The sequence below is a fragment of the Xanthomonas sp. WHRI 6108 genome, from assembly GCF_040202385.2.
GTDB lineage: Bacteria > Pseudomonadota > Gammaproteobacteria > Xanthomonadales > Xanthomonadaceae > Xanthomonas > Xanthomonas arboricola.
Genome location: NZ_CP168198.1, coordinates 4,045,198 through 4,063,035 on the forward strand (window position 1 = coordinate 4,045,198; position 17,838 = coordinate 4,063,035).

At 65.1% G+C, this 17,838-nt stretch carries 18 protein-coding genes and 1 other RNA gene; 2 read left to right on the plus strand and 17 right to left on the minus strand.

What is annotated here, in order from left to right; all coding sequences use genetic code 11:
* Window positions 1-187: 187 nt before the first annotated feature.
* The 9 genes from ABQ039_RS16880 to ABQ039_RS16920 all read right to left on the minus strand — a co-directional run bounded on the left by ABQ039_RS16880 (window position 188) and on the right by ABQ039_RS16920 (window position 7,631).
* Window positions 188-610, minus strand: a complete 423-nt coding sequence (locus tag ABQ039_RS16880; protein WP_024938404.1) for a F0F1 ATP synthase subunit epsilon — start codon at window positions 608-610, stop codon at window positions 188-190.
* A 142-nt stretch (window positions 611-752) separates the two neighbouring features.
* Window positions 753-2,159, minus strand: a complete 1,407-nt coding sequence (gene atpD, locus ABQ039_RS16885) for a F0F1 ATP synthase subunit beta (RefSeq protein WP_016901010.1) — start codon at window positions 2,157-2,159, stop codon at window positions 753-755.
* A 144-nt stretch (window positions 2,160-2,303) separates the two neighbouring features.
* Window positions 2,304-3,167 (minus strand): F0F1 ATP synthase subunit gamma, encoded by an 864-nt coding sequence (gene atpG, locus ABQ039_RS16890; RefSeq protein ID WP_047129381.1) that lies wholly within the window; start codon window positions 3,165-3,167, stop codon window positions 2,304-2,306.
* A gap of 186 nt (window positions 3,168-3,353) precedes the next feature.
* Window positions 3,354-4,901 carry a F0F1 ATP synthase subunit alpha gene (gene atpA / locus ABQ039_RS16895; protein ID WP_039525261.1) on the minus strand — a complete coding sequence of 516 codons (1,548 nt, stop codon included), beginning with the start codon at window positions 4,899-4,901 and terminating at the stop codon, window positions 3,354-3,356.
* 47 nt (window positions 4,902-4,948) lie between these two features.
* Window positions 4,949-5,476 (minus strand): F0F1 ATP synthase subunit delta, encoded by a 528-nt coding sequence (locus ABQ039_RS16900; protein WP_016901013.1) that lies wholly within the window; start codon window positions 5,474-5,476, stop codon window positions 4,949-4,951.
* 3 nt (window positions 5,477-5,479) lie between these two features.
* Window positions 5,480-5,950, minus strand: a complete 471-nt coding sequence (locus ABQ039_RS16905) for a F0F1 ATP synthase subunit B (RefSeq protein WP_016901014.1) — start codon at window positions 5,948-5,950, stop codon at window positions 5,480-5,482.
* Window positions 5,951-6,063: 113 nt separating this feature from the next.
* Window positions 6,064-6,366: a F0F1 ATP synthase subunit C gene (gene atpE / locus ABQ039_RS16910; protein WP_002814105.1), complete on the minus strand. Its 303-nt coding sequence runs from the start codon at window positions 6,364-6,366 to the stop codon at window positions 6,064-6,066.
* Between the two features lie 73 nt (window positions 6,367-6,439).
* Complete coding sequence (atpB, locus tag ABQ039_RS16915; protein ID WP_016901015.1) at window positions 6,440-7,240, minus strand: F0F1 ATP synthase subunit A; 801 nt, start codon at window positions 7,238-7,240, stop codon at window positions 6,440-6,442.
* A gap of 25 nt (window positions 7,241-7,265) precedes the next feature.
* Entirely contained in the window at window positions 7,266-7,631 is a 366-nt protein-coding gene (locus ABQ039_RS16920) for a hypothetical protein (protein WP_016901016.1), read from the minus strand.
* Window positions 7,632-8,159: 528 nt separating this feature from the next.
* On the opposite strand from ABQ039_RS16920, the gene ABQ039_RS16925 reads away from it, so the two are divergent.
* Complete coding sequence (locus tag ABQ039_RS16925) at window positions 8,160-8,972, plus strand: hypothetical protein (protein ID WP_026064024.1); 813 nt, start codon at window positions 8,160-8,162, stop codon at window positions 8,970-8,972.
* A gap of 433 nt (window positions 8,973-9,405) precedes the next feature.
* Here ABQ039_RS16925 and lpdA read toward each other — a convergent pair whose 3' ends face one another.
* From lpdA to ABQ039_RS16950, 5 genes are all read right to left on the minus strand, one after another.
* A complete protein-coding gene (gene lpdA, locus ABQ039_RS16930; RefSeq protein WP_039525258.1) occupies window positions 9,406-11,238 on the minus strand; it encodes a dihydrolipoyl dehydrogenase in 1,833 nt (610 codons plus the stop codon).
* 16 nt (window positions 11,239-11,254) lie between these two features.
* Complete coding sequence (locus tag ABQ039_RS16935; RefSeq protein ID WP_054592378.1) at window positions 11,255-11,902, minus strand: hypothetical protein; 648 nt, start codon at window positions 11,900-11,902, stop codon at window positions 11,255-11,257.
* Window positions 11,899-13,677, minus strand: coding sequence for a dihydrolipoyllysine-residue acetyltransferase (locus tag ABQ039_RS16940; protein ID WP_184615156.1), 1,779 nt, complete (start codon window positions 13,675-13,677; stop codon window positions 11,899-11,901). Before ABQ039_RS16940 ends, ABQ039_RS16935 begins: the two co-directional genes overlap by 4 nt.
* Before the next feature lie 128 nt (window positions 13,678-13,805).
* On the minus strand, window positions 13,806-14,564 hold the full coding sequence (locus tag ABQ039_RS16945; protein ID WP_349778358.1) for a DUF2884 family protein: 759 nt from the start codon (window positions 14,562-14,564) through the stop codon (window positions 13,806-13,808).
* Between the two features lie 235 nt (window positions 14,565-14,799).
* Entirely contained in the window at window positions 14,800-15,327 is a 528-nt protein-coding gene (locus ABQ039_RS16950; protein ID WP_374057872.1) for a DNA-deoxyinosine glycosylase, read from the minus strand.
* A 175-nt stretch (window positions 15,328-15,502) separates the two neighbouring features.
* On the opposite strand from ABQ039_RS16950, the gene ABQ039_RS16955 reads away from it, so the two are divergent.
* Window positions 15,503-16,174, plus strand: coding sequence for an OmpW family protein (locus tag ABQ039_RS16955; RefSeq protein WP_016901022.1), 672 nt, complete (start codon window positions 15,503-15,505; stop codon window positions 16,172-16,174).
* Between the two features lie 86 nt (window positions 16,175-16,260).
* Here ABQ039_RS16955 and ABQ039_RS16960 read toward each other — a convergent pair whose 3' ends face one another.
* The 3 genes from ABQ039_RS16960 to ABQ039_RS16970 all read right to left on the minus strand — a co-directional run bounded on the left by ABQ039_RS16960 (window position 16,261) and on the right by ABQ039_RS16970 (window position 17,791).
* Window positions 16,261-16,818, minus strand: coding sequence for a DUF1453 domain-containing protein (locus tag ABQ039_RS16960; protein ID WP_349778359.1), 558 nt, complete (start codon window positions 16,816-16,818; stop codon window positions 16,261-16,263).
* Window positions 16,819-16,843: 25 nt separating this feature from the next.
* A non-coding RNA gene (locus ABQ039_RS16965) (sX9 sRNA) lies at window positions 16,844-16,919 on the minus strand.
* Window positions 16,920-16,981: 62 nt separating this feature from the next.
* Window positions 16,982-17,791, minus strand: a complete 810-nt coding sequence (locus ABQ039_RS16970; RefSeq protein ID WP_102255818.1) for a MetQ/NlpA family ABC transporter substrate-binding protein — start codon at window positions 17,789-17,791, stop codon at window positions 16,982-16,984.
* Window positions 17,792-17,838: the final 47 nt, after the last annotated feature.

The window sequence follows — 17,838 nt, forward strand, 5'->3', positions numbered from 1 at the left end:
CAAGCGGCACAGCGCAACGCAGGCAGTGTGCCTGCTGTGCCCAGGCATGGGGGCGGCGCCACGCACGCGCAGCTCCAGAAACGAAAACGCCGACCCTGAGGTCGGCGTTTCCAGTCCACACCGGCGTGCGGCGCTGCATCGGGTATCACGTTTGCGTGCGCTAGCAAATGCGCGCACGCCCGCGTGCTTAGTGCTTGAGGTTGCGACGCAGGCGTTCCAGTGCCTGCAGCTGCACGGTCGCCTCGGCGAGCCGACGCTGCGCATCGGCCACATCCACCGTGTCGCCACGGTTGGCCAGCAGACGCTCGGCCTCTTCCTTGACCTTGCGCACGGCAGCTTCGTCGATGTCCTGCGCGCGCACCGCGGTATCGACCAGCACGGTCACTACCTGCGGCTGCACTTCCAAAATGCCACCGGAAATGGCGAAGTCCAGCTGTTCGCCGCTGGCGGTGGTGACCACCACCTTGCCCGGCTTCAGGCGCGTGATCAGCGGTGCGTGCTTGGGCGCGATGCCCAGCTCACCCAACTCGCCGGTGGCCACGACCAGCGTCGCCTCACCGTGGAAGATTTCCTTCTCGGCGCTGACGATGTCGCAACGGATAGTGCTCATGGTGCCTCGCGTTGTGAGGCGGGGATTGGGGATTGGGGATTGGGGATTGGCAACAGCGGCGTTCACCGTCGTTCCCATCCTCATCCACCGTCCCAATCACCGCCGTACCAAATCCCGAATCCCGAATGCCAAATCCCGGCTCTTACGCCTTGGCGCTCATCTTGTTGGCTTTCTCGACGGCTTCTTCGATGCTGCCGACCATGTAAAACGCCTGCTCCGGCAGGTGGTCGTACTCGCCGTCGCAGATCGCCTTGAAGCCGCGGATGGTGTCCTTCAGCGAGACGTACTTGCCCGGCGAGCCGGTGAACACTTCGGCCACGTGGAAGGGCTGGCTGAAGAAGCGCTCGATCTTGCGTGCGCGCGACACCGACTGCTTGTCTTCTTCGCTCAGCTCGTCCATGCCCAGGATCGCGATGATGTCCTTCAGTTCCTTGTACTTCTGCAAGGTCTGCTGGACGCGCTGGGCGGTGTCGTAATGCTCGGTGCCGATCACCAGCGGGTCCATCTGGCGGCTGGTGGAATCCAGCGGATCCACCGCCGGGTAGATACCCAGCGAAGCGATGTTACGGCTCAGCGTGACGGTGGAGTCCAGGTGGGCGAAGGTGGTCGCCGGCGACGGGTCGGTCAGGTCGTCCGCAGGCACGTACACGGCCTGGATCGAGGTGATCGAACCGCTCTTGGTCGAGGTGATGCGCTCCTGCAACACGCCCATTTCCTCGGCCAGGGTCGGCTGGTAGCCCACTGCCGACGGCATGCGGCCGAGCAGCGCGGACACTTCGGTACCGGCCAGCGTGTAGCGGTAGATGTTGTCCACGAACAGCAGCACGTCCTTGCCCTTGCCGTTCTCGTCCTTTTCGTCGCGGAAGTACTCGGCCATGGTCAGGCCGGTCAGCGCAACGCGCAGACGGTTGCCCGGCGGCTCGTTCATCTGGCCGTACACCATCGCGACCTTGTCCAGCACGTTGGAGTCTTTCATCTCGTGGTAGAAGTCGTTGCCCTCACGGGTACGCTCGCCCACGCCGGCAAACACGGACAGACCCGAGTGCGCCTTGGCGATGTTGTTGATCAGCTCCATCATGTTGACGGTCTTGCCGACGCCGGCGCCGCCGAACAGGCCGACCTTGCCGCCCTTGGCGAACGGGCACATCAGGTCGATGACCTTGATGCCGGTTTCCAGCAGCTCGGTGCTGGAGGACTGGTCTTCATACGACGGCGCAGCGCGATGGATTTCCCAATGGTCCGAAGCCTGCACGTCGCCAGCCTCGTCGATCGGACGACCCAACACGTCCATGATGCGGCCCAGCGTCCCGGCACCGACCGGCACCGAAATCGCGCGCTCGGTATTGGTGGCCAGCAGGTTGCGCTTCAGGCCGTCGGTGGAGCCGAGCGCAATCGTGCGCACCACGCCATCGCCGAGCTGCTGCTGCACTTCCAGGGTGATTTCGGTGCCTTCGACCTTCAACGCGTGATAGACCTTCGGCACTTCATTGCGCTGGAATTCGACGTCGACGACCGCGCCGATGATCTGAACGATCTTGCCCTGACTCATTTTGCTGCTCCGGTTAGCTTTGTTCTGTCCGAGTGGCAGATGCCATCTCGTGGAATTTTGTGATTTGGGATTCGTGATTGGGGATTCGCAAGGGCGCAGTTCGCTGCGCTCCTACCAATCCCGAATCCCCAATCCCGGCCGTGCTTATACCGCGGCCGCGCCGCTGACGATTTCCGAAATTTCCTGGGTGATCGCCGCCTGACGCGCCTTGTTGTAGACCAGTTGCAAGGTGCCGATCATCTTGTTGGCGTTGTCGCTGGCGGCCTTCATCGCCACCATGCGCGCAGCATGTTCGGAGGCCACGTTTTCCAGCACGGCCTGGTACACCAGCGACTCGATGTAACGCGTCATCACGTGCTCCAGCACGGTCGCGGCATCGGGTTCGTACAGGTAATCCCAATCGTGGTGCGCCACCTTGTGCTCGGCGGCCGGCAGCGGCAGCAGCTGATCGAAGCTGGCCTTCTGCGTCATCGTGTTCACGAAGCGGTTGTAGACCAGATACACGCGGTCCACCCTGCCCTCGACGAAGGCATCCAGCATCACCTTGATCACACCGATCAACTGCTCGATCTGCGGACTGTCGCCCAGATGGGTGACGCTGCCGACCATGTTGACCTTGATGCGACGGAAGAACGCCGAAGCCTTCTGGCCGATGGTCACTACGTCGATCTCGGCACCCTTGTCCTGCCACGGGCGCACTTCGCCCAGCATCCTGCGGAACAGGTTGTTGTTCAGGCCGCCGGCCAGGCCGCGATCGGAAGAGATCACGATGTAACCGACCCGCTTGACCTGCTCGCGCTCGACCAGGAACGGATGCTGGTAATCGGTGCTGGCCTGCGCCAGATGCCCGATCACCTGCTTCATCGCCTGCGCGTACGGACGCGAGGTCTTCATACGGTCCTGCGCCTTGCGGATCTTGGAGGCCGAGACCATTTCGAGCGCGCGCGTCACCTTGCGGGTGTTCTGCACGCTCTTGATCTTGGTTTTGATTTCGCGTCCGCCTGCCATACTCGCTCGCTTCGATGGTGGGATTTGAGATGGGTGATTCGGGATTGGCCAAAGCCGCCGACGTCACCTCACCCACAAACCCCGAGTACCTGAATCTGGAGATCCGAACTGGTGATCCTGGGCGTTCAAGCCCTCAGATCACCGCTCCTACGAATCCCGAATGCCCAATCCCGACTCCCGGCGCTGTTACCAGCTGCCCGTGGTCTTGAACTCTTCGATGCCCTTCTTGAAGGCAGCTTCGATGTCGTTGTCCCAGCCGCCGGTGCTGTTGATCTTGGAGACCAGCTCACCCTGGGTGTTGGCGAAGTGCGCGTGCAGGCCTTCTTCGAACGCCAGCAGCTTGTTGACCGGCACTTCGTCGAGGTAGCCCTCGTTGACGGCATAGATCGACAGCGCCTGGTTGGCGATGGACATCGGCGCGTACTGCTTCTGCTTCATCAGCTCGGTGACGCGCTGACCGCGCTCGAGCTGCTTGCGGGTGGCTTCGTCCAGGTCCGAGGCGAACTGCGCGAACGCGGCCAGCTCACGGTACTGCGCCAGCGAGATACGGATGCCGCCGGACAGCTTCTTGATGATCTTGGTCTGGGCCGCACCACCGACGCGCGACACCGAGATACCGGCGTTCACGGCAGGGCGGATGCCGGCGTTGAACAGGTCGGTTTCCAGGAAGATCTGGCCGTCGGTGATCGAGATCACGTTGGTCGGCACGAACGCGGACACGTCGCCGGCCTGCGTTTCGATGATCGGCAGCGCGGTCAGCGAACCGGTCTTGCCGGTCACCGCACCGTTGGTGAACTTCTCCACGTATTCCTCGGACACGCGCGCAGCGCGCTCGAGCAGGCGGGAGTGCAGATAGAACACGTCGCCCGGATAGGCTTCGCGGCCCGGCGGGCGCTTGAGCAGCAGCGAGATCTGGCGGTAGGCCACGGCCTGCTTGGACAGATCGTCGTACACGATCAGCGCGTCTTCGCCGCGGTCCATGAAGTACTCGCCCATGGTGCAGCCGGCATACGGGCTGATGTACTGCATCGCGGCCGATTCGGACGCGGTCGCAGCCACCACCACGGTGTGCGCCAGCGCGCCGTTCTCTTCGAGCTTGCGCACGATGTTGGCAACGGTCGAGGCCTTCTGGCCGATCGCCACGTACACGCACTTGATGCCGGTGCCCTTCTGGTTGATCACCGCATCGATCGCCAGCGCGGTCTTGCCGGTCTGGCGGTCACCGATGACCAGCTCGCGCTGGCCGCGGCCGATCGGGATCATCGCATCGACCGACTTGTAGCCGGTCTGCACCGGCTGGTCGACCGACTTGCGCCAGATCACGCCGGGCGCAACGCGCTCCACCGGTGCGGTCTGGGTGGCGCCCAACGGGCCCTTGCCGTCGATCGGCTCGCCCAGCGCGTTGACCACGCGACCGAGCAGTTCCGGACCGACCGGCACTTCCAGGATGCGGCCGGTGGTCTTGGCCACGTCGCCTTCGCGCAGGTTCTCGTAATCGCCCAGCACCACGGCGCCGACCGAATCGCGCTCCAGGTTCAGTGCGAGCGCGAAGGTGTTGTTCGGCAGTTCGATCATTTCGCCCTGCATCACGTCGGCCAGGCCGAAGATGCGCACGATGCCGTCGGACACGCTGGTCACGGAGCCTTCGTTGCGCGACTCTGCGGACAGCTTGACCGCCTCGATGCGGGTCTTGATCAGGTCGCTGATTTCGGAGGGGTTGAGCGTGGTTGCCATCGTTCAGTCCTAGGTGCCGGCCGCGAGGGCCATGCGTTTATGTGAATTCAGTGGGCGAGCGAGCTTTGCAGACGCGCAAGCTTGCCCTTCAGCGAGCCGTCGATGACCACGTCGCCGGTGTCGATCACCGCGCCGCCGATCAACGAAGCATCCACCGCGGTGGTGATGTCCACCTCGCGGCCGAAACGCTTCTTCAGCGCAGCAGCGATCGTGTCCAGTTCCGCCTGGCTCATTGCAGCCGCCGAGGTCACCGTCGCCTTGACGACGTGTTCGGCTTCGGCCCGCAGTTGTTCGTACAGTCCTGCCACTTCCGGCAGCAGCGACAGCCGCTGCGCGTCGGCCAGCAGGCCGAGGAAACGCAGATAGTCTTCGCTCGCCTGCGGCGGCGCCAGCAACGTCACTGCCTGATCCTGGCCCAGGGCCGGGTTGAGCAGCAGCGCGGCCACGCGCGGGTCGCCGGCCACCTGCGCCGAAAACGCCAGCGCATCGGACCAGGGCGCGAAGTTGCCGCCCTCACGCGCGATCGCAAACGCGGCGCGGCCGTACGGACGGGCAAGTGTGAGGGCCTGACTCATCGATTAAATCTCCGCCGCCAGCTCGTCGAGCAGCGCCTTGTGGGCGTTGGCATCGATTTCGCGCTTGAGCAGCTTCTCGGCACCGCTGACGGCCAGCACGGACACCTGCTTGCGCAGTTCCTCGCGGGCACGCGTGGCGGACGCGTCGATCTCGGTCTGCGCCAGATCCTTCTGACGGTTGGCTTCGGCAATTGCCTCGTGCTTGGCCGCTTCGATGATCTGGTTGGCGCGCGCATGGGCCTGATCGATGATCTCGTTGGCCTTGGTGCGTGCGTCCTTCAGTGCTTCGTTGACCTTTTCCTGCGCCTGCGCCAGATCCTTCTGACTGCGATCGGCCGCAGCCAGACCTTCAGCGATCTTTTGCTGACGCTCTTCGATCGCCTGCAGCAGCGGCGGCCAGATCTTGGTCGCGACGATCCAGATCAGACCGGCGAAGGCCAGCGCCTGGGCAAAGATGGTAAGGGTGATATCCATGGGTCGCTCAATCGCTGTTTAGGGGTGAAAGCGCCACCGCATGGCGACGCTTTCCGACCTTCATCCGCGGACGCAACCGCGAGCGGTTGCCTCCACATCCTGCTACCGCTGGATCAGCCGGCAGCCTGCGACAGACGCTCGATGAACACCTGGGCCAGCGGGTTGGCGAAGGCGAACAGCAGGCCGACGGCGACGCTGATGATGAACGCGGCGTCGATCAGGCCGGCGGTGATGAACATGCGGACCTGCAGCACCGGGATCAGTTCCGGCTGGCGCGCAGCCGATTCCAGGAACTTGCCAGCCATGATGGCCAGACCGAGGCCGGCACCCAGCGCGGCCAGGCCGATCATGATGCCGACGGCGAGGACGGTGGAGCTCTGGACTTGAGCGAGGTTGGTCAGGACGGCGAGGTACATGGTGATCTCCGAACGAAAGTTTCTAAGGGTGATGGATGAATCGGGATGAAGCGTATGAAGGGTGCAGCGAAACTCAGTGACTGTCTTCGGCAAGGCTCAGATACACGATCGACAGCATCATGAAAATGAAGGCCTGCAGCGGAATCACCAACAGGTGGAACAGCATCCAGCCGAGGCCGAATACGCCGCCAGCGACCATGCCGGCGATGCCCGCACCGCCCAGCACCCAGATCAGCAGGAAGACGATCTCGCCGCCGAACATGTTGCCGAACAGTCGCATCGCCAGCGAAATCGGCTTGCTCAGCCACTCGACGATGTTCAAAAGCAGGTTGAACGGCATCATCCACTTGCCGAACGGCGCCGTCAGGAATTCCTTGGTCATGCCGCCCACGCCCTTGGAGCGCAGCGAGAAGACGATCATGAGGAAGAACACGCTGATCGACATGCCCAGGGTGGCATTGACGTCGGCGGTGGGCACCGGCTTCCAGGCGTGGATGCCGGCCCAGCCCAGCGGGATGGCGATGAAATCGGCCGGGATCATCTTGATGAGGTTCATCAACAGGATCCAGAAGAAGATGGTGATCGCGATCGGCGTCACCAGCTTGCTGCTGCCGTGATAGGTGTCCTTGGCCTGGCGGTCGACAAACTCCAGGCAGATTTCGACAAACGCCTGCCACTTGCCCGGCACGCCGGCGGTGGCATTGCGGGTCGCCGTCCAGAACGCGAAGACCATCACCAGGCCCATCAGCACCGCCATGACCAGGGTGTCGACGTGGATGGTCCAAAACGTGCCGCCACCCTCGCGAACCGGATAGATCAGGTTCTGCAAGTGATGCTGGATATAGGAGGTAGGTGTTGCTGCCTCGCCCGCCATGTGTCCGGAGCCCTTTAAGTTCGAATCAACGCCTGGCCAGAGCCAGAACCTGAAAAATCAGCCCGATGGCGATACCCGCCAGCAAGGCCAGAGGAGGCAGCCGCCACAGGCCGAAGCCAAGCGCCAGCGCCACGAAAACCAACACCCACTTCAACACCATCGCCAGGATCAGCCGGACCATGGCAATGCCGGCTGCCTGGATACCGCCACCTAGCGCGGTACGTGCTGCCACCCAACCGCCAAGCACCGTCGCAAACCCGGTCAATGCCAGACCGGCAGAGTAACGGGGACCGACCAACAGCAACCCCAGACTGGTTATAGCTACAGCGGCAAGCGGATATACCGCAGCGCGCAGCATCAACCGCCGACCCGCGTCAACGGAGTTCAGCACTACGGTTACCTTACGTGTGAATGAGTGGGAAGCGCAGATGCGCCTCGTCGAGCCGCGAAAGTATAGCAATGGGACAAATTGCGAGACAACCGGCAGAGGTCATCCGTTGCTGCGTCGCACCATACAGGGTTGCCGCGGCGGGTGGGAACTTTGCCACAAACCGGAGGTCATAACCCGCGAGGCCTGCACATCCTCGTCGAAAGGTCCCGCCGCAGGTCGCGTATGGGAGCCCCGGAGCATCGGGGCTCCTGCTTTTTACGCATTTTGTCGCACCCTGCGACCTTCCCGTTGACGGTCCAATCGGTGCCATGGCGGCTTGACCCATGCCGTGGCGCTTCGCGCCTGGCGCCCGGATTGCGCAACGTACGACTAAAGTCTGACCCCTGCAGCAGCGGACCGTTTTGTCCGATTGCTATCTCGGCCTTCACGGCAATGCGACAGCTCCTTCACTTATGAAAGACGCCGTCTTATCGAAGATGCGCCGCACAGGCAGAAACGCCTGACCATTCCAAGAATTCGGAGCTCCCCATGAAACACCTTCTCGCACTGGCCATCCCGTGCGTATTGGCTGCCGCCTACGCCGCGCCGGCGCACGCCGAAGATACCGATGACCGCTTCCAGCTCCGTCTGGGTGCGATGAACGTCGACAACGACAACACCATCCGTGGCAACACGCTGGTGGCAGGCAACAATGTGTCGGTCAACGAAGACTTCAAGCTCGGCGGCAAGGAATGGGAGCCGCGCGTCGACGGCGTGTTCCGCATCAGCACCCGCCAGCGCCTGATCTTCGATTACTTCAAGTACGACAAGGATCGCCGCGAGACCCTGACCCAGGACATCAGCGGCGGTGGCGTCACCGTGCCGACCGGCAGCTTCATCAAGGGCGAGCTGAAGTATCAGGTTGCCACCCTGGTGTATGACTACTCGGTGATCGACTCGCCGGAATTCAGCCTGGGCCTGCAGATCGGCGCCGAATACGCCAAGGTCGAAGCCAACGCGTACGCCGACCTGGGCAGCGTCTTCAGCGGCGATGTGCTGGACGAAAGCGAAGACGGCGTTGCGCCGGTGGTCGGCATCCGCTTCACCGCGCGCCCGAGCGAGCATTGGCTGTTCAACGTGCAGGGCCAGTACCTCAACACCAGCTGGGGCGACTTTGGCGATTACGACGGCGACCTGAGCCGCGCCAACGCGATTGCCGAATACCGCTTCACCAAGAACTTCGGCATCTTCGCCGGCTATGACTGGTTCAAGCTCGACGTCGACCAGCGCGGCAGCGATGGCCTGATCGGTCTGAAGCAGGAGTTCAAGGGCCCGGTTGCGGGCGTGACGTTCGCGTTCTGATCGACGCGCAGCGTTGCACCAAAAGGCCCGCGTTTTGCGGGCCTTTTGTTTTCTTGTGCGGTGCCGACGGCACCAGCGAGTGCGCCGGTATCGCCATGCGCGACCTGTTGCGTCAGCGCACCCGACATCTGCGCCTTGAAGACCGGATCGGCATGGCAATGCCGCACCAGCATCCACACCGTCACGCCCGCCTGCGCCGCACGGCAGGTCATTGTGCCCGGCGACGATGCGCCGGACCCTCGTCCCGCTGCGCAGCTGCAACGCGCCATGGGACCACAGCGCAGAGCATCAGCACTGCGAGCACTGCATTCCGTGGCGCATGCAGCGCCCCGGTGGGAACGGCCGCACCCTGCAACCCCTCCCGGCAGCACACCGAAACGACAACGCCCCGCGCAAGGCGGGGCGTCGCTGGCCGTGCCGCAAGTGGCGGCGCTTACTTCTTCTTGGGGATGTACAGGTCGGTGATGGTGCCGTCGTAGACCTCGGCGGCCATGCCGACCGATTCGCTCAGGGTCGGATGCGCGTGGATGGTGTGGCCGATGTCTTCGGCCTCGGCGCCCATCTCGATCGCCAGGCCGATCTCGGCCAGCAGATCACCGGCATGCACGCCGACGATGGCACCACCGATCACGCGGTGGGTTTCTTCGTCGAAGATCAGCTTGGTGAAGCCTTCGGTGCGGCCGATGCCGATCGCGCGGCCACTGGCGGCCCACGGGAACTTGGCCACGCCGACCTTCAGACCCTTGGCCTTGGCTTCGGTCTCGGTCACGCCGACCCAGGCGATTTCCGGGTTGGTGTAGGCGACCGACGGAATCACCCGCGCCACCCATTCCTTCTTCTCGCCGGCAGCCACTTCGGCGGCCAGCTTGCCCTCGTGGGTGGCCTTGTGCGCCAGCATCGGGTTACCGACGATGTCGCCGATGGCGAAGATGTGCGGCACGTTGGTGCGCATCTGCCGATCGACCGGAATGAAGCCGCGCTCGGTGATGGTCACGCCGGCCTTGTCGGCACCGATCTTCTTGCCGTTGGGCGTGCGGCCAACCGCCACCAGCACGCGGTCGTAGGCGGTGGCCTGCAGACCCGGCTTCTCGCCTTCGGTGGCCGCTTCGAACGACACCGTGATGCCGCCGGCGTCGGCCTTGACGTCGGTGGCCTTGGTCTTGAGATGGACCTCCACGCCCTGCTTCTTCAGGCGATCGGCCAGCGGCTTGACCAGGTCCTTGTCGGCGCCCGGCATCAGCTGGTCCATGAACTCGACCACGGTGACCTTGCTGCCGAGCGCGCTGTACACCGTGGCCATTTCCAGGCCGATGATGCCGCCGCCGACCACCAGCAGGGTCTTGGGAATGTCGTGCAGTTCCAGCGCGTCGGTGGAGTCCATCACGCGCTTGTCGTCCCACGGGAAGTTCGGCAGCTTCACCGCCTGCGAACCGGCGGCGATGATGCAGTGCTCGAAGCGCAGCAGCTGGGTCTTGCCGTCGTCGCCGACGATCTCCAGCTCGTTGGGCGACACGAACGATGCCACGCCGGTGACGGTGCGCACCTTGCGCTGCTTGGCCATGCTGGCCAGGCCACCGGTGAGCTTGCCGACCACCTTTTCCTTGTACTCGCGCAGCTTGTCCAGGGTGATCCTGGGCTGGCCGAAGTCCACGCCGAAATCGCCGGCGTGCGCCACTTCGTCGATCACCGCGGCGGCATGCAGCAGCGCCTTGGACGGGATGCAGCCGACATTGAGGCAGACCCCGCCCAGGCTGGCGTAGCGCTCGATCAGCACCGTATCCAGGCCCAGGTCGGCGGCACGGAACGCGGCGGTGTAGCCGCCAGGGCCGGCGCCGAGCACCACCATCTTGCATTCGATATCGGCCGGCTTGCCGCTGGCCAGCGCCGGCTTGGACGGCGCGGGTTCGGCCGGGGCGCGATGCGACGGCGTTACCGGCGGCTTGCTGCCGGGCGCGGCGGCAGGCGCTGCAGCCGCCGGTGCGGGCTTGCTGTCGGCCTTGGCGGGCGCAGCCGGTGCGGCGGCCTCACCTTCGGCTTCCAGCAGCAGCACCAGCGCACCTTCGGACAGGCTGTCACCCACCTTGACCTTGAGCTCCTTGACCACACCGGCGGCCGAGGACGGCACTTCCAGCGTGGCCTTATCCGACTCCAGCGTCACCAGGCCCTGATCCTTGACCACGCTGTCGCCGACGGCGACCAGCACTTCGATGACGGGGACATCGCTGTAATCGCCGATGTCGGGAACCTTGATTTCAATGACCGCCATTTGCTTCTCCTGTGGCTCAACCGGCCGTGCCGGCAAGCGTCTGCTGGAGTTCATCCAGCGACGATTCGATTTGGGTCCAGCGCTTGTCGCGCTTCTTTTCCTTGCCTTCGCTGGCTTCGATCAGCAACGCGGCCTGCTGCAGCAGCAACTCGCCGGCGCCGCAGCTCGGGCGGGTGCCGCTGTAACGCACGCCATCGACCTGGAACGACAGCACCTCGCCCTCGCTCACCGGGGCGCTGCGACCGCTCGGCGCCAGTTGCGTCAGGGCGCCGGTCCAGTTGCTGACCAGGCGCCTTGCCAACGCCGCCGGAATCGGGATCTCGACCGTTTCCGGAGTCTGCGCGGTGCGGAACTGCACGCTGCCGCGATCGCTCTGGCTGACCCAGCTGTAGACGCGCTCGTCGGCGCGGCTATGCCGCAGGGTCCAGTCGGCACCGTCCTTGCCCGGCACCAGCGATACGCCGCTTTCCACGCCGCGGGTAGGCAGCGTCAGCAGCGACAGGCTCGGCCTGGTGCCGGCGTCGAGCAGCGTGGTCACCGCGGTGCCGTAATTGCCCACCGCCGGCGGCCAGCCGCGCCCGAGCGTGCTCTCGCACTCGCGTGCCGCCGCGGATGTCCACGGCAGCACGCCCAGCAGGGCGAAGGTCAGCAGCGCTGCTCTCACAGCAGGACGCGGCGCATGTCGGCCAGCACCTGGCTGAGGTAGGTGGTGAAACGTGCGGCCAGCGCGCCGTCGATGACGCGGTGGTCGTAGCTCAACGACAGCGGCAGCATCAGCTTGGGGGCGAACTCCTTGCCGTTCCACACCGGCTGCATCGCCGACTTGGACACGCCCAGGATCGCCACTTCCGGCGCATTGATGATCGGCGTGAATGCCGTACCACCGATGCCGCCCAGCGAGCTGATCGAGAAGCAGCCGCCGCTCATGTCGGCCGGGCCGAGCTTGCCGTCGCGCGCCTTCTTGGCCAGCTCGCCGCTTTCCTGCGCGATCTGCAGCACGCCCTTCTTGTCGACATCGCGGATCACCGGCACAACCAGGCCGTTCGGCGTGTCGGCGGCGAAGCCGATGTTGATGTACTTCTTCAAGGTCAGGTTTTCGCCGGCCGCATCCAGCGAGGCGTTGAACTCGGGGAACTTCTTCAACGCCGCGGCGCTGGCCTTGACCAGGAAGGCGAGCATGGTCAGCTTGATGCCGGCCTTCTCGTTTTCCTTGTTCAGCGCCACGCGCAGGGCTTCCAGGTCGGTGATGTCGGCCGATTCGAACTGGGTGACGTGCGGAATCATCGCCCAGTTGCGTGCCAGGTTGGCACCGGAAATCTTCTTGATGCGCGACAGCGGCTGGGTCTCGGTCTCGCCGAACTTGCTGAAGTCCACCTTCGGCCAGGCCAGCAGGTTCAGGCCGTTGCCACCACCGGCCGGTGCGGCACCGGCTGCGGCAGGCGCGCCGCCGCTGAGTGCGGCCTTGACGAAGCGCTGCACGTCCTCACGGGTGATGCGGCCGCCCTTTTCGCTGCCCTTGAGCTGGTTCAGATCCACGCCGAGCTCGCGTGCGAACACGCGCACCACCGGGCTGGCGTAGGCCACCTTGGACGGCAGCACGCTGTCGGCGTCGAAGGTCACCGGCGGGCTGGACGGCTGCCCGGCCGACGGCTGACCGCCCTGCGCAGGCTGCGCGGCCTCGCTGGACCGGGCGCCCTGCACCTGCGCGATCTCGCGCTGGGCCAGCTTGTCCGGCACCGCAGACACGGCGACCGGCTCGACCTTGCCGGCGGTTTCGGCGGTGTCGGTGCTGGGCTTGGCCGGGGACTGCGCCGCACCGGCGCCGCCATCGCTGGCAGCGATGATCGCCACCACATTGCCCTGCGAGAGCGTGTCGCCGACCTTGACCTTGAGTTCCTTGACCACACCGGCGGCCGAGGACGGCACTTCCATCGTGGCCTTGTCCGATTCCAGCGTGACCAGGCTCTGGTCCTTGGCGACGGTATCGCCGACGGCGACCAGCACCTCGATCACCGGGATGTCGGTGTAATCGCCGATATCGGGCACACGGGCCTCGACCAGGCCGCCGTCCGAGGACGCGGCAGGCGCAGCCGGCTCGGCCTTGGCGACAGGCGCCGGCGCGGCAACGGGCGCAGCCTTGGCCGGGGCGGCGGGAGCGGCGGCCGGGGCGGGTGCGGCGGCGGTTTCGGCGCCGGCGTCGGCCACTTCGATCAGCGCGACCAGCGCGCCCTGCGACAGCGAATCACCGACCTTGACCTTGATCTCCTTGACCACGCCGGCCACCGACGAGGGCACTTCCATCGTGGCCTTGTCCGATTCCAGCGTGACCAGGCTCTGGTCCTTGCTGACAGTATCGCCGACCGACACCAGCACCTCGATTACCGGGACATCGCTGTAGTCACCGATATCGGGGACAAGTGCTTCCTTGATTTCGGCCATACGGGGAACTCCGGCAACAGAATGGGGAAACCCCTATTGTGGCCGGCTGCGGGCCGCAGCGCCAACCATTGCCGTGGAAAAAGTCGCGCACCGGACGGGATGCAGCGTTCGCCGGCGCATGCGTCGGATCATTTCGACGCGCGTCGATCGACCCGCAACAGTTGCAGTGGCTCGCCCGAGGGCAAACGATACGCCAGCGCATTGTCCAAGCCGTCGAGCGCCTCGACCCGCGTGCACAGTTGCTGCGCGCGTGGCCGCAACGCACGCGCCTGCGGCTCGATCAGGCGCTCGATGCGCGTTTCCACCCCTTCCAGCGACCGCAGCTGCAGATCGTTTCCGGTCAGTGCCGACTGCACCGCACCGGCGACGACATCGCCGATCAGCTGCGGCAGCAGCTCGGCCACCATCGCGCCGATGTCGTCATCGATATCGATCGAGGTGAGCTGGCTCTTGCCGAAACTCTGCTTCAGGCGGGTGTCGATCTTTTCGCGCACGGCCGCCAGCTGCACGCGTGTGGCCTCGGGGCTGCGGCTGAAGCCGGCCGCCACCTCGCCCAGCGCAGTGACGGCGATATCGGCCGCTTCACGCCCGACCTCCTGCGCCAGCGGCACCACGTCGCGGGTCTGCCGCTCGAAGTTGATCAAACGCGTGCGATCGTCCGCGCTCACCGCGACCCAGCGGTCGTAGACGAACAACGCGCCCTGGCGCATCACCAGTCGCTGCGGCGTACCCGACGCGCGGATCAGGATCAGGCTGCGCGGGTTGAGCGTAAGGTCGTAGTCGCTGCTGACATTGCAGTGCAAATCGTCGGCGCTGGCAGCCGGTACGGCGACCAGCAGGCCCAGCAGCAGGCCCGCTGCCATCGGTAGTGCGTGCTTGATCGCCATCTGGTCGCTTCCGTTGATGCGTTGGCTGCAGCATGCCTGCACGGGAGTGGCACTTGCCCGTGCCGGACGCTGGCATGACTTCCGGCCGGTGGCTGCGCCCTGACCTACACGGCCGGCGTTGCGGTGGTGACAGATGTCGGCCAACTCCGCCACGACGCAGGCACATGGCTCGCATGGCGCCATTGGCTCGCTGATGTCTTCGCTCATGAATTGGTTGCGCGGCGATCCGACGTCGCTAATCCAGTGCGTCGCGCAGCGGCTGCCAGGCCGCGCACAGCCGTGGCAGCGACCATGCCGCATTGGCCGGGCTGGTGGACGGCAAGGCCCATACCGGCAGCGTGTGCAGGGCGACCGGCAGCAGCGGCTGCACATGGCGGCGCCACGCCTGCGCAGCGGCCGCACCGTTGCAGGCGACCGCGCGCAGCTGCAGCAGCGTCGCCAGCCGCGACGCCAGCGGGTTGACCACGATGCTGCTGGCGACGATGGCGGTGTCCAGGCTGCCGCGCCGCTCGCATTGGCCGATCACATCCCACAGGCCGACCTTGCAGTCGGCCAGCGCTTGCAGGCGCGCCGGATATGCCAACCCGGCGTGGATGCCCAGCAGTTCCTGCATCAGCGGCCAGAAACGGTTGCGCGGATGGGCGTAGTACATCGCCGTGTGCAACGAGGCGTTGCCCGGCATCGAGCCGAGCACCAGGACACGGCAATCGTTAGGAATGTGCGCTGGAAGGCCCTGCAACAGGTCGGTTTTCGTCACGGCGATCGCATCTGCGTGAATGTCTTTTTCAGCTTGCCTGCTGCAGCCACGGCCTTCTCCGGAAACTTGCTGAACAAACGAAATTTTAGCGAGCCACGGGTGGGCGTGGATTCAGATTTTCAGGAATAGCTTTGGCGCGGCCCACTCCACGGGCCTAACAAGAACACTGAGGAGACCCCCAATGCGTGCCATTTCCATCCTGAGCCTGGCTGCCGTATCCGCACTTGCGTTTGCGCCGTCGGCATTTGCACAAGACACCACCTACACCGGCGACACCTCCTCGGCTTCCACCAGCGCCGATAGCGCTTCCGGAAAGCATTGGGCAGTGGTCGGCGGTGTTGCTCTGATCAAGCCAAAGAACGATCCGGCTCCCGGCCTGGACGTCGATGGCGGCCCGGCACCGACGCTGAGCGCCAGCTACTACATCAACGACAACTGGGCCGTTGAGCTGTGGGGCGCCGCTGACAAGTTCAACCACCGTGTCAACGCCGATGGCGTGGGCAAGATCGGTACCGTCGAGCAGCAGCCGATCGCCATCAGCGGCCAGTACCACTTCGGCCAGGCCGATAACGTGTTCCGTCCGTTCGTGGGCGTGGGCTACTACGAGTCGAACTTCAGCAACGAGAAGATCGACGCGGCGTCGGCCACCGGCCAGCACGTGGGCCTGGACACCGCCAAGGGTGTCATCGGCACCGTCGGCGTGGACATGAACATCAACTCCACCTGGTTCGCACGTGCCGACGCCCGCTACATGCGTTCGCGTCCGGAACTGCGCGTGGGCGGCCAGGGCACCGGCAGCGAGCTGGAACTGGATCCGTGGACCGTCGGCTTCGGCGTCGGCGCGCGCTTCTAAGCACGCCGGCAAGCGACGTTTCAGTCGAACAAAAAGCGGGCCGCAAGGCCCGTTTTTTTATGCTTTGAAATCGTGGCGCCGCCCGCTCAGCGCCAGTAGACGCTGCCGCGCAGGCGCGCGCTGCGCCAGCGCCACCACAGCAAGGTGGCATAGGCGAGCGCATAGCCGAGCAATACGCCGGCCGCGCCCAACAGGCTGGCGTGACTGAGCCACCCTTCCGTGGGCCAGGCAGCACCCTGCCAGGTGCTGCGCCCCCCCTGCACCATGCCGGCGATCACGCGTACCACCACCAGCGCGGTCAGGGCCAGCACCAGCCACAGGTTGGGCCGGTAGAACAGGCCCTGCTGGGTGCGCTCGAAGCGGGTCAGACGCAGTGCCAGCAGCCCCAGCGCCAGCCCGCAGGCCCAGCCGAAGGCGGCATGGCTGATCGCGCCGGGCCAGAACGCGGCGGCGATCAACACGAAGATCACGAACAACACGGTGGAAAGGCCGGCCGAGACCAAATTGATCATCAACAGCCAGCCGCGTGCCTGCCGCCGCGCGGTGCCGACACGAAAGCGCTGCACCAGCGACAACGGCAACAGCACCGCGAACACCGCCAGGGCGATGATCACGGCCAGCGGTATGGCGAGGAGAAGTGGCATCACATGCTCGGTGGCGGCGAAGAGTGGTTGGCAACCCGAAACGCGCGGACGCCAGGTGAACGTGGACGGCGCGCAGCAACCGGCGTGTCCGCGAGGTGCATGCCGATGCCGGGCGCCGGCCGCACCCGCCTGGCGGTGAGCGCGGTCGGTTGGACCGCCGCTCTTAGAACGCCGGCAATACCGCGCCTTTGTACTTCTGCTCGATAAACGCCTTCACTTCCGGGCTGGTCAGGGCCTTGGCCAGCTTCTGCACGCGCGGGTCGTCCTTGTTGTCCGGGCGCGAGACCAGGAAGTTCACGTACGGCGAGTCCTTGCTCTCGATCGCCAGCGCGTCGCGGGTCGGATTGAGGCCGGCATCGAGCGCGTAGTTGGTGTTGATCAGCGCCAGGTCGACCTGGTCGAGCACGCGCGGCAGCATCGCCGAGTCGAGCTCGCGGAACTTCAGCTGCTTGGGGTTCTCGACGATGTCGCGCTGGCTGGACAGGGCATTGCTCGGGTCCTTGAGTTTGATCACGCCCGCCTTGTCGAGCAGGATCAGCGCGCGGCTGTTGTTGCTCGGGTCGTTGGGAATCACCACATCTGCGCCGGTAGGCAGCTCGGCCAGCGTCTTGAACCGGCGCGAATACGCGCCGAACGGCTCGATATGCACGCCGACCACGGTCACCAGCTGGCTCTTGCGGTCGCGGTTGTAGGCATCCAGGTACGGCTCGGTCTGGAAGTAGTTGACGTCGATCTGCTTCTGCACGACCTGGTCGTTGGGCTGCACGTAGTCGTTGAACACGCGCACGTCCAGCTTGACGCCCTGCTTGGCCAGCAGCGGTTCGACCACCTCCAGGATCTCGGCATGCGGCACCGCGGTGGCGGCCACCGTCAGCGTGTCGCCGCCGCTGCTGCCACCGCTACCGCTACCGCCACAGGAAGCCAGGGCCAGCGTGGCCGCAGCCAGGAGGGAACGAAACGCGAATGTGTTCATGTGGGGGTCCGTGGGAGGAGGAATGCGGCACTGCCGCAAGCGCTAAA

What these genes read in the sequence shown, in the direction of transcription:
- ABQ039_RS16925 (WP_026064024.1), top strand. Translation starts at nt 8,160, where the DNA reads ATGAAACACCTTCTCGCACTGGCCATCCCGTGCGTATTGGCTGCCGCC.
- ABQ039_RS16880 (WP_024938404.1), bottom strand. Translation starts at nt 610, where the DNA reads ATGAGCACTATCCGTTGCGACATCGTCAGCGCCGAGAAGGAAATCTTC.
- lpdA (WP_039525258.1), bottom strand. Translation starts at nt 11,238, where the DNA reads ATGGCGGTCATTGAAATCAAGGTTCCCGACATCGGCGATTACAGCGAT.
- atpD (WP_016901010.1), bottom strand. Translation starts at nt 2,159, where the DNA reads ATGAGTCAGGGCAAGATCGTTCAGATCATCGGCGCGGTCGTCGACGTC.
- atpG (WP_047129381.1), bottom strand. Translation starts at nt 3,167, where the DNA reads ATGGCAGGCGGACGCGAAATCAAAACCAAGATCAAGAGCGTGCAGAAC.
- ABQ039_RS16940 (WP_184615156.1), bottom strand. Translation starts at nt 13,677, where the DNA reads ATGGCCGAAATCAAGGAAGCACTTGTCCCCGATATCGGTGACTACAGC.
- atpB (WP_016901015.1), bottom strand. Translation starts at nt 7,240, where the DNA reads ATGGCGGGCGAGGCAGCAACACCTACCTCCTATATCCAGCATCACTTG.
- atpE (WP_002814105.1), bottom strand. Translation starts at nt 6,366, where the DNA reads ATGTACCTCGCCGTCCTGACCAACCTCGCTCAAGTCCAGAGCTCCACC.
- ABQ039_RS16905 (WP_016901014.1), bottom strand. Translation starts at nt 5,950, where the DNA reads ATGGATATCACCCTTACCATCTTTGCCCAGGCGCTGGCCTTCGCCGGT.
- ABQ039_RS16945 (WP_349778358.1), bottom strand. Translation starts at nt 14,564, where the DNA reads ATGGCGATCAAGCACGCACTACCGATGGCAGCGGGCCTGCTGCTGGGC.
- ABQ039_RS16970 (WP_102255818.1), bottom strand. Translation starts at nt 17,791, where the DNA reads ATGAACACATTCGCGTTTCGTTCCCTCCTGGCTGCGGCCACGCTGGCC.
- ABQ039_RS16960 (WP_349778359.1), bottom strand. Translation starts at nt 16,818, where the DNA reads ATGCCACTTCTCCTCGCCATACCGCTGGCCGTGATCATCGCCCTGGCG.
- atpA (WP_039525261.1), bottom strand. Translation starts at nt 4,901, where the DNA reads ATGGCAACCACGCTCAACCCCTCCGAAATCAGCGACCTGATCAAGACC.
- ABQ039_RS16955 (WP_016901022.1), top strand. Translation starts at nt 15,503, where the DNA reads ATGCGTGCCATTTCCATCCTGAGCCTGGCTGCCGTATCCGCACTTGCG.
- ABQ039_RS16900 (WP_016901013.1), bottom strand. Translation starts at nt 5,476, where the DNA reads ATGAGTCAGGCCCTCACACTTGCCCGTCCGTACGGCCGCGCCGCGTTT.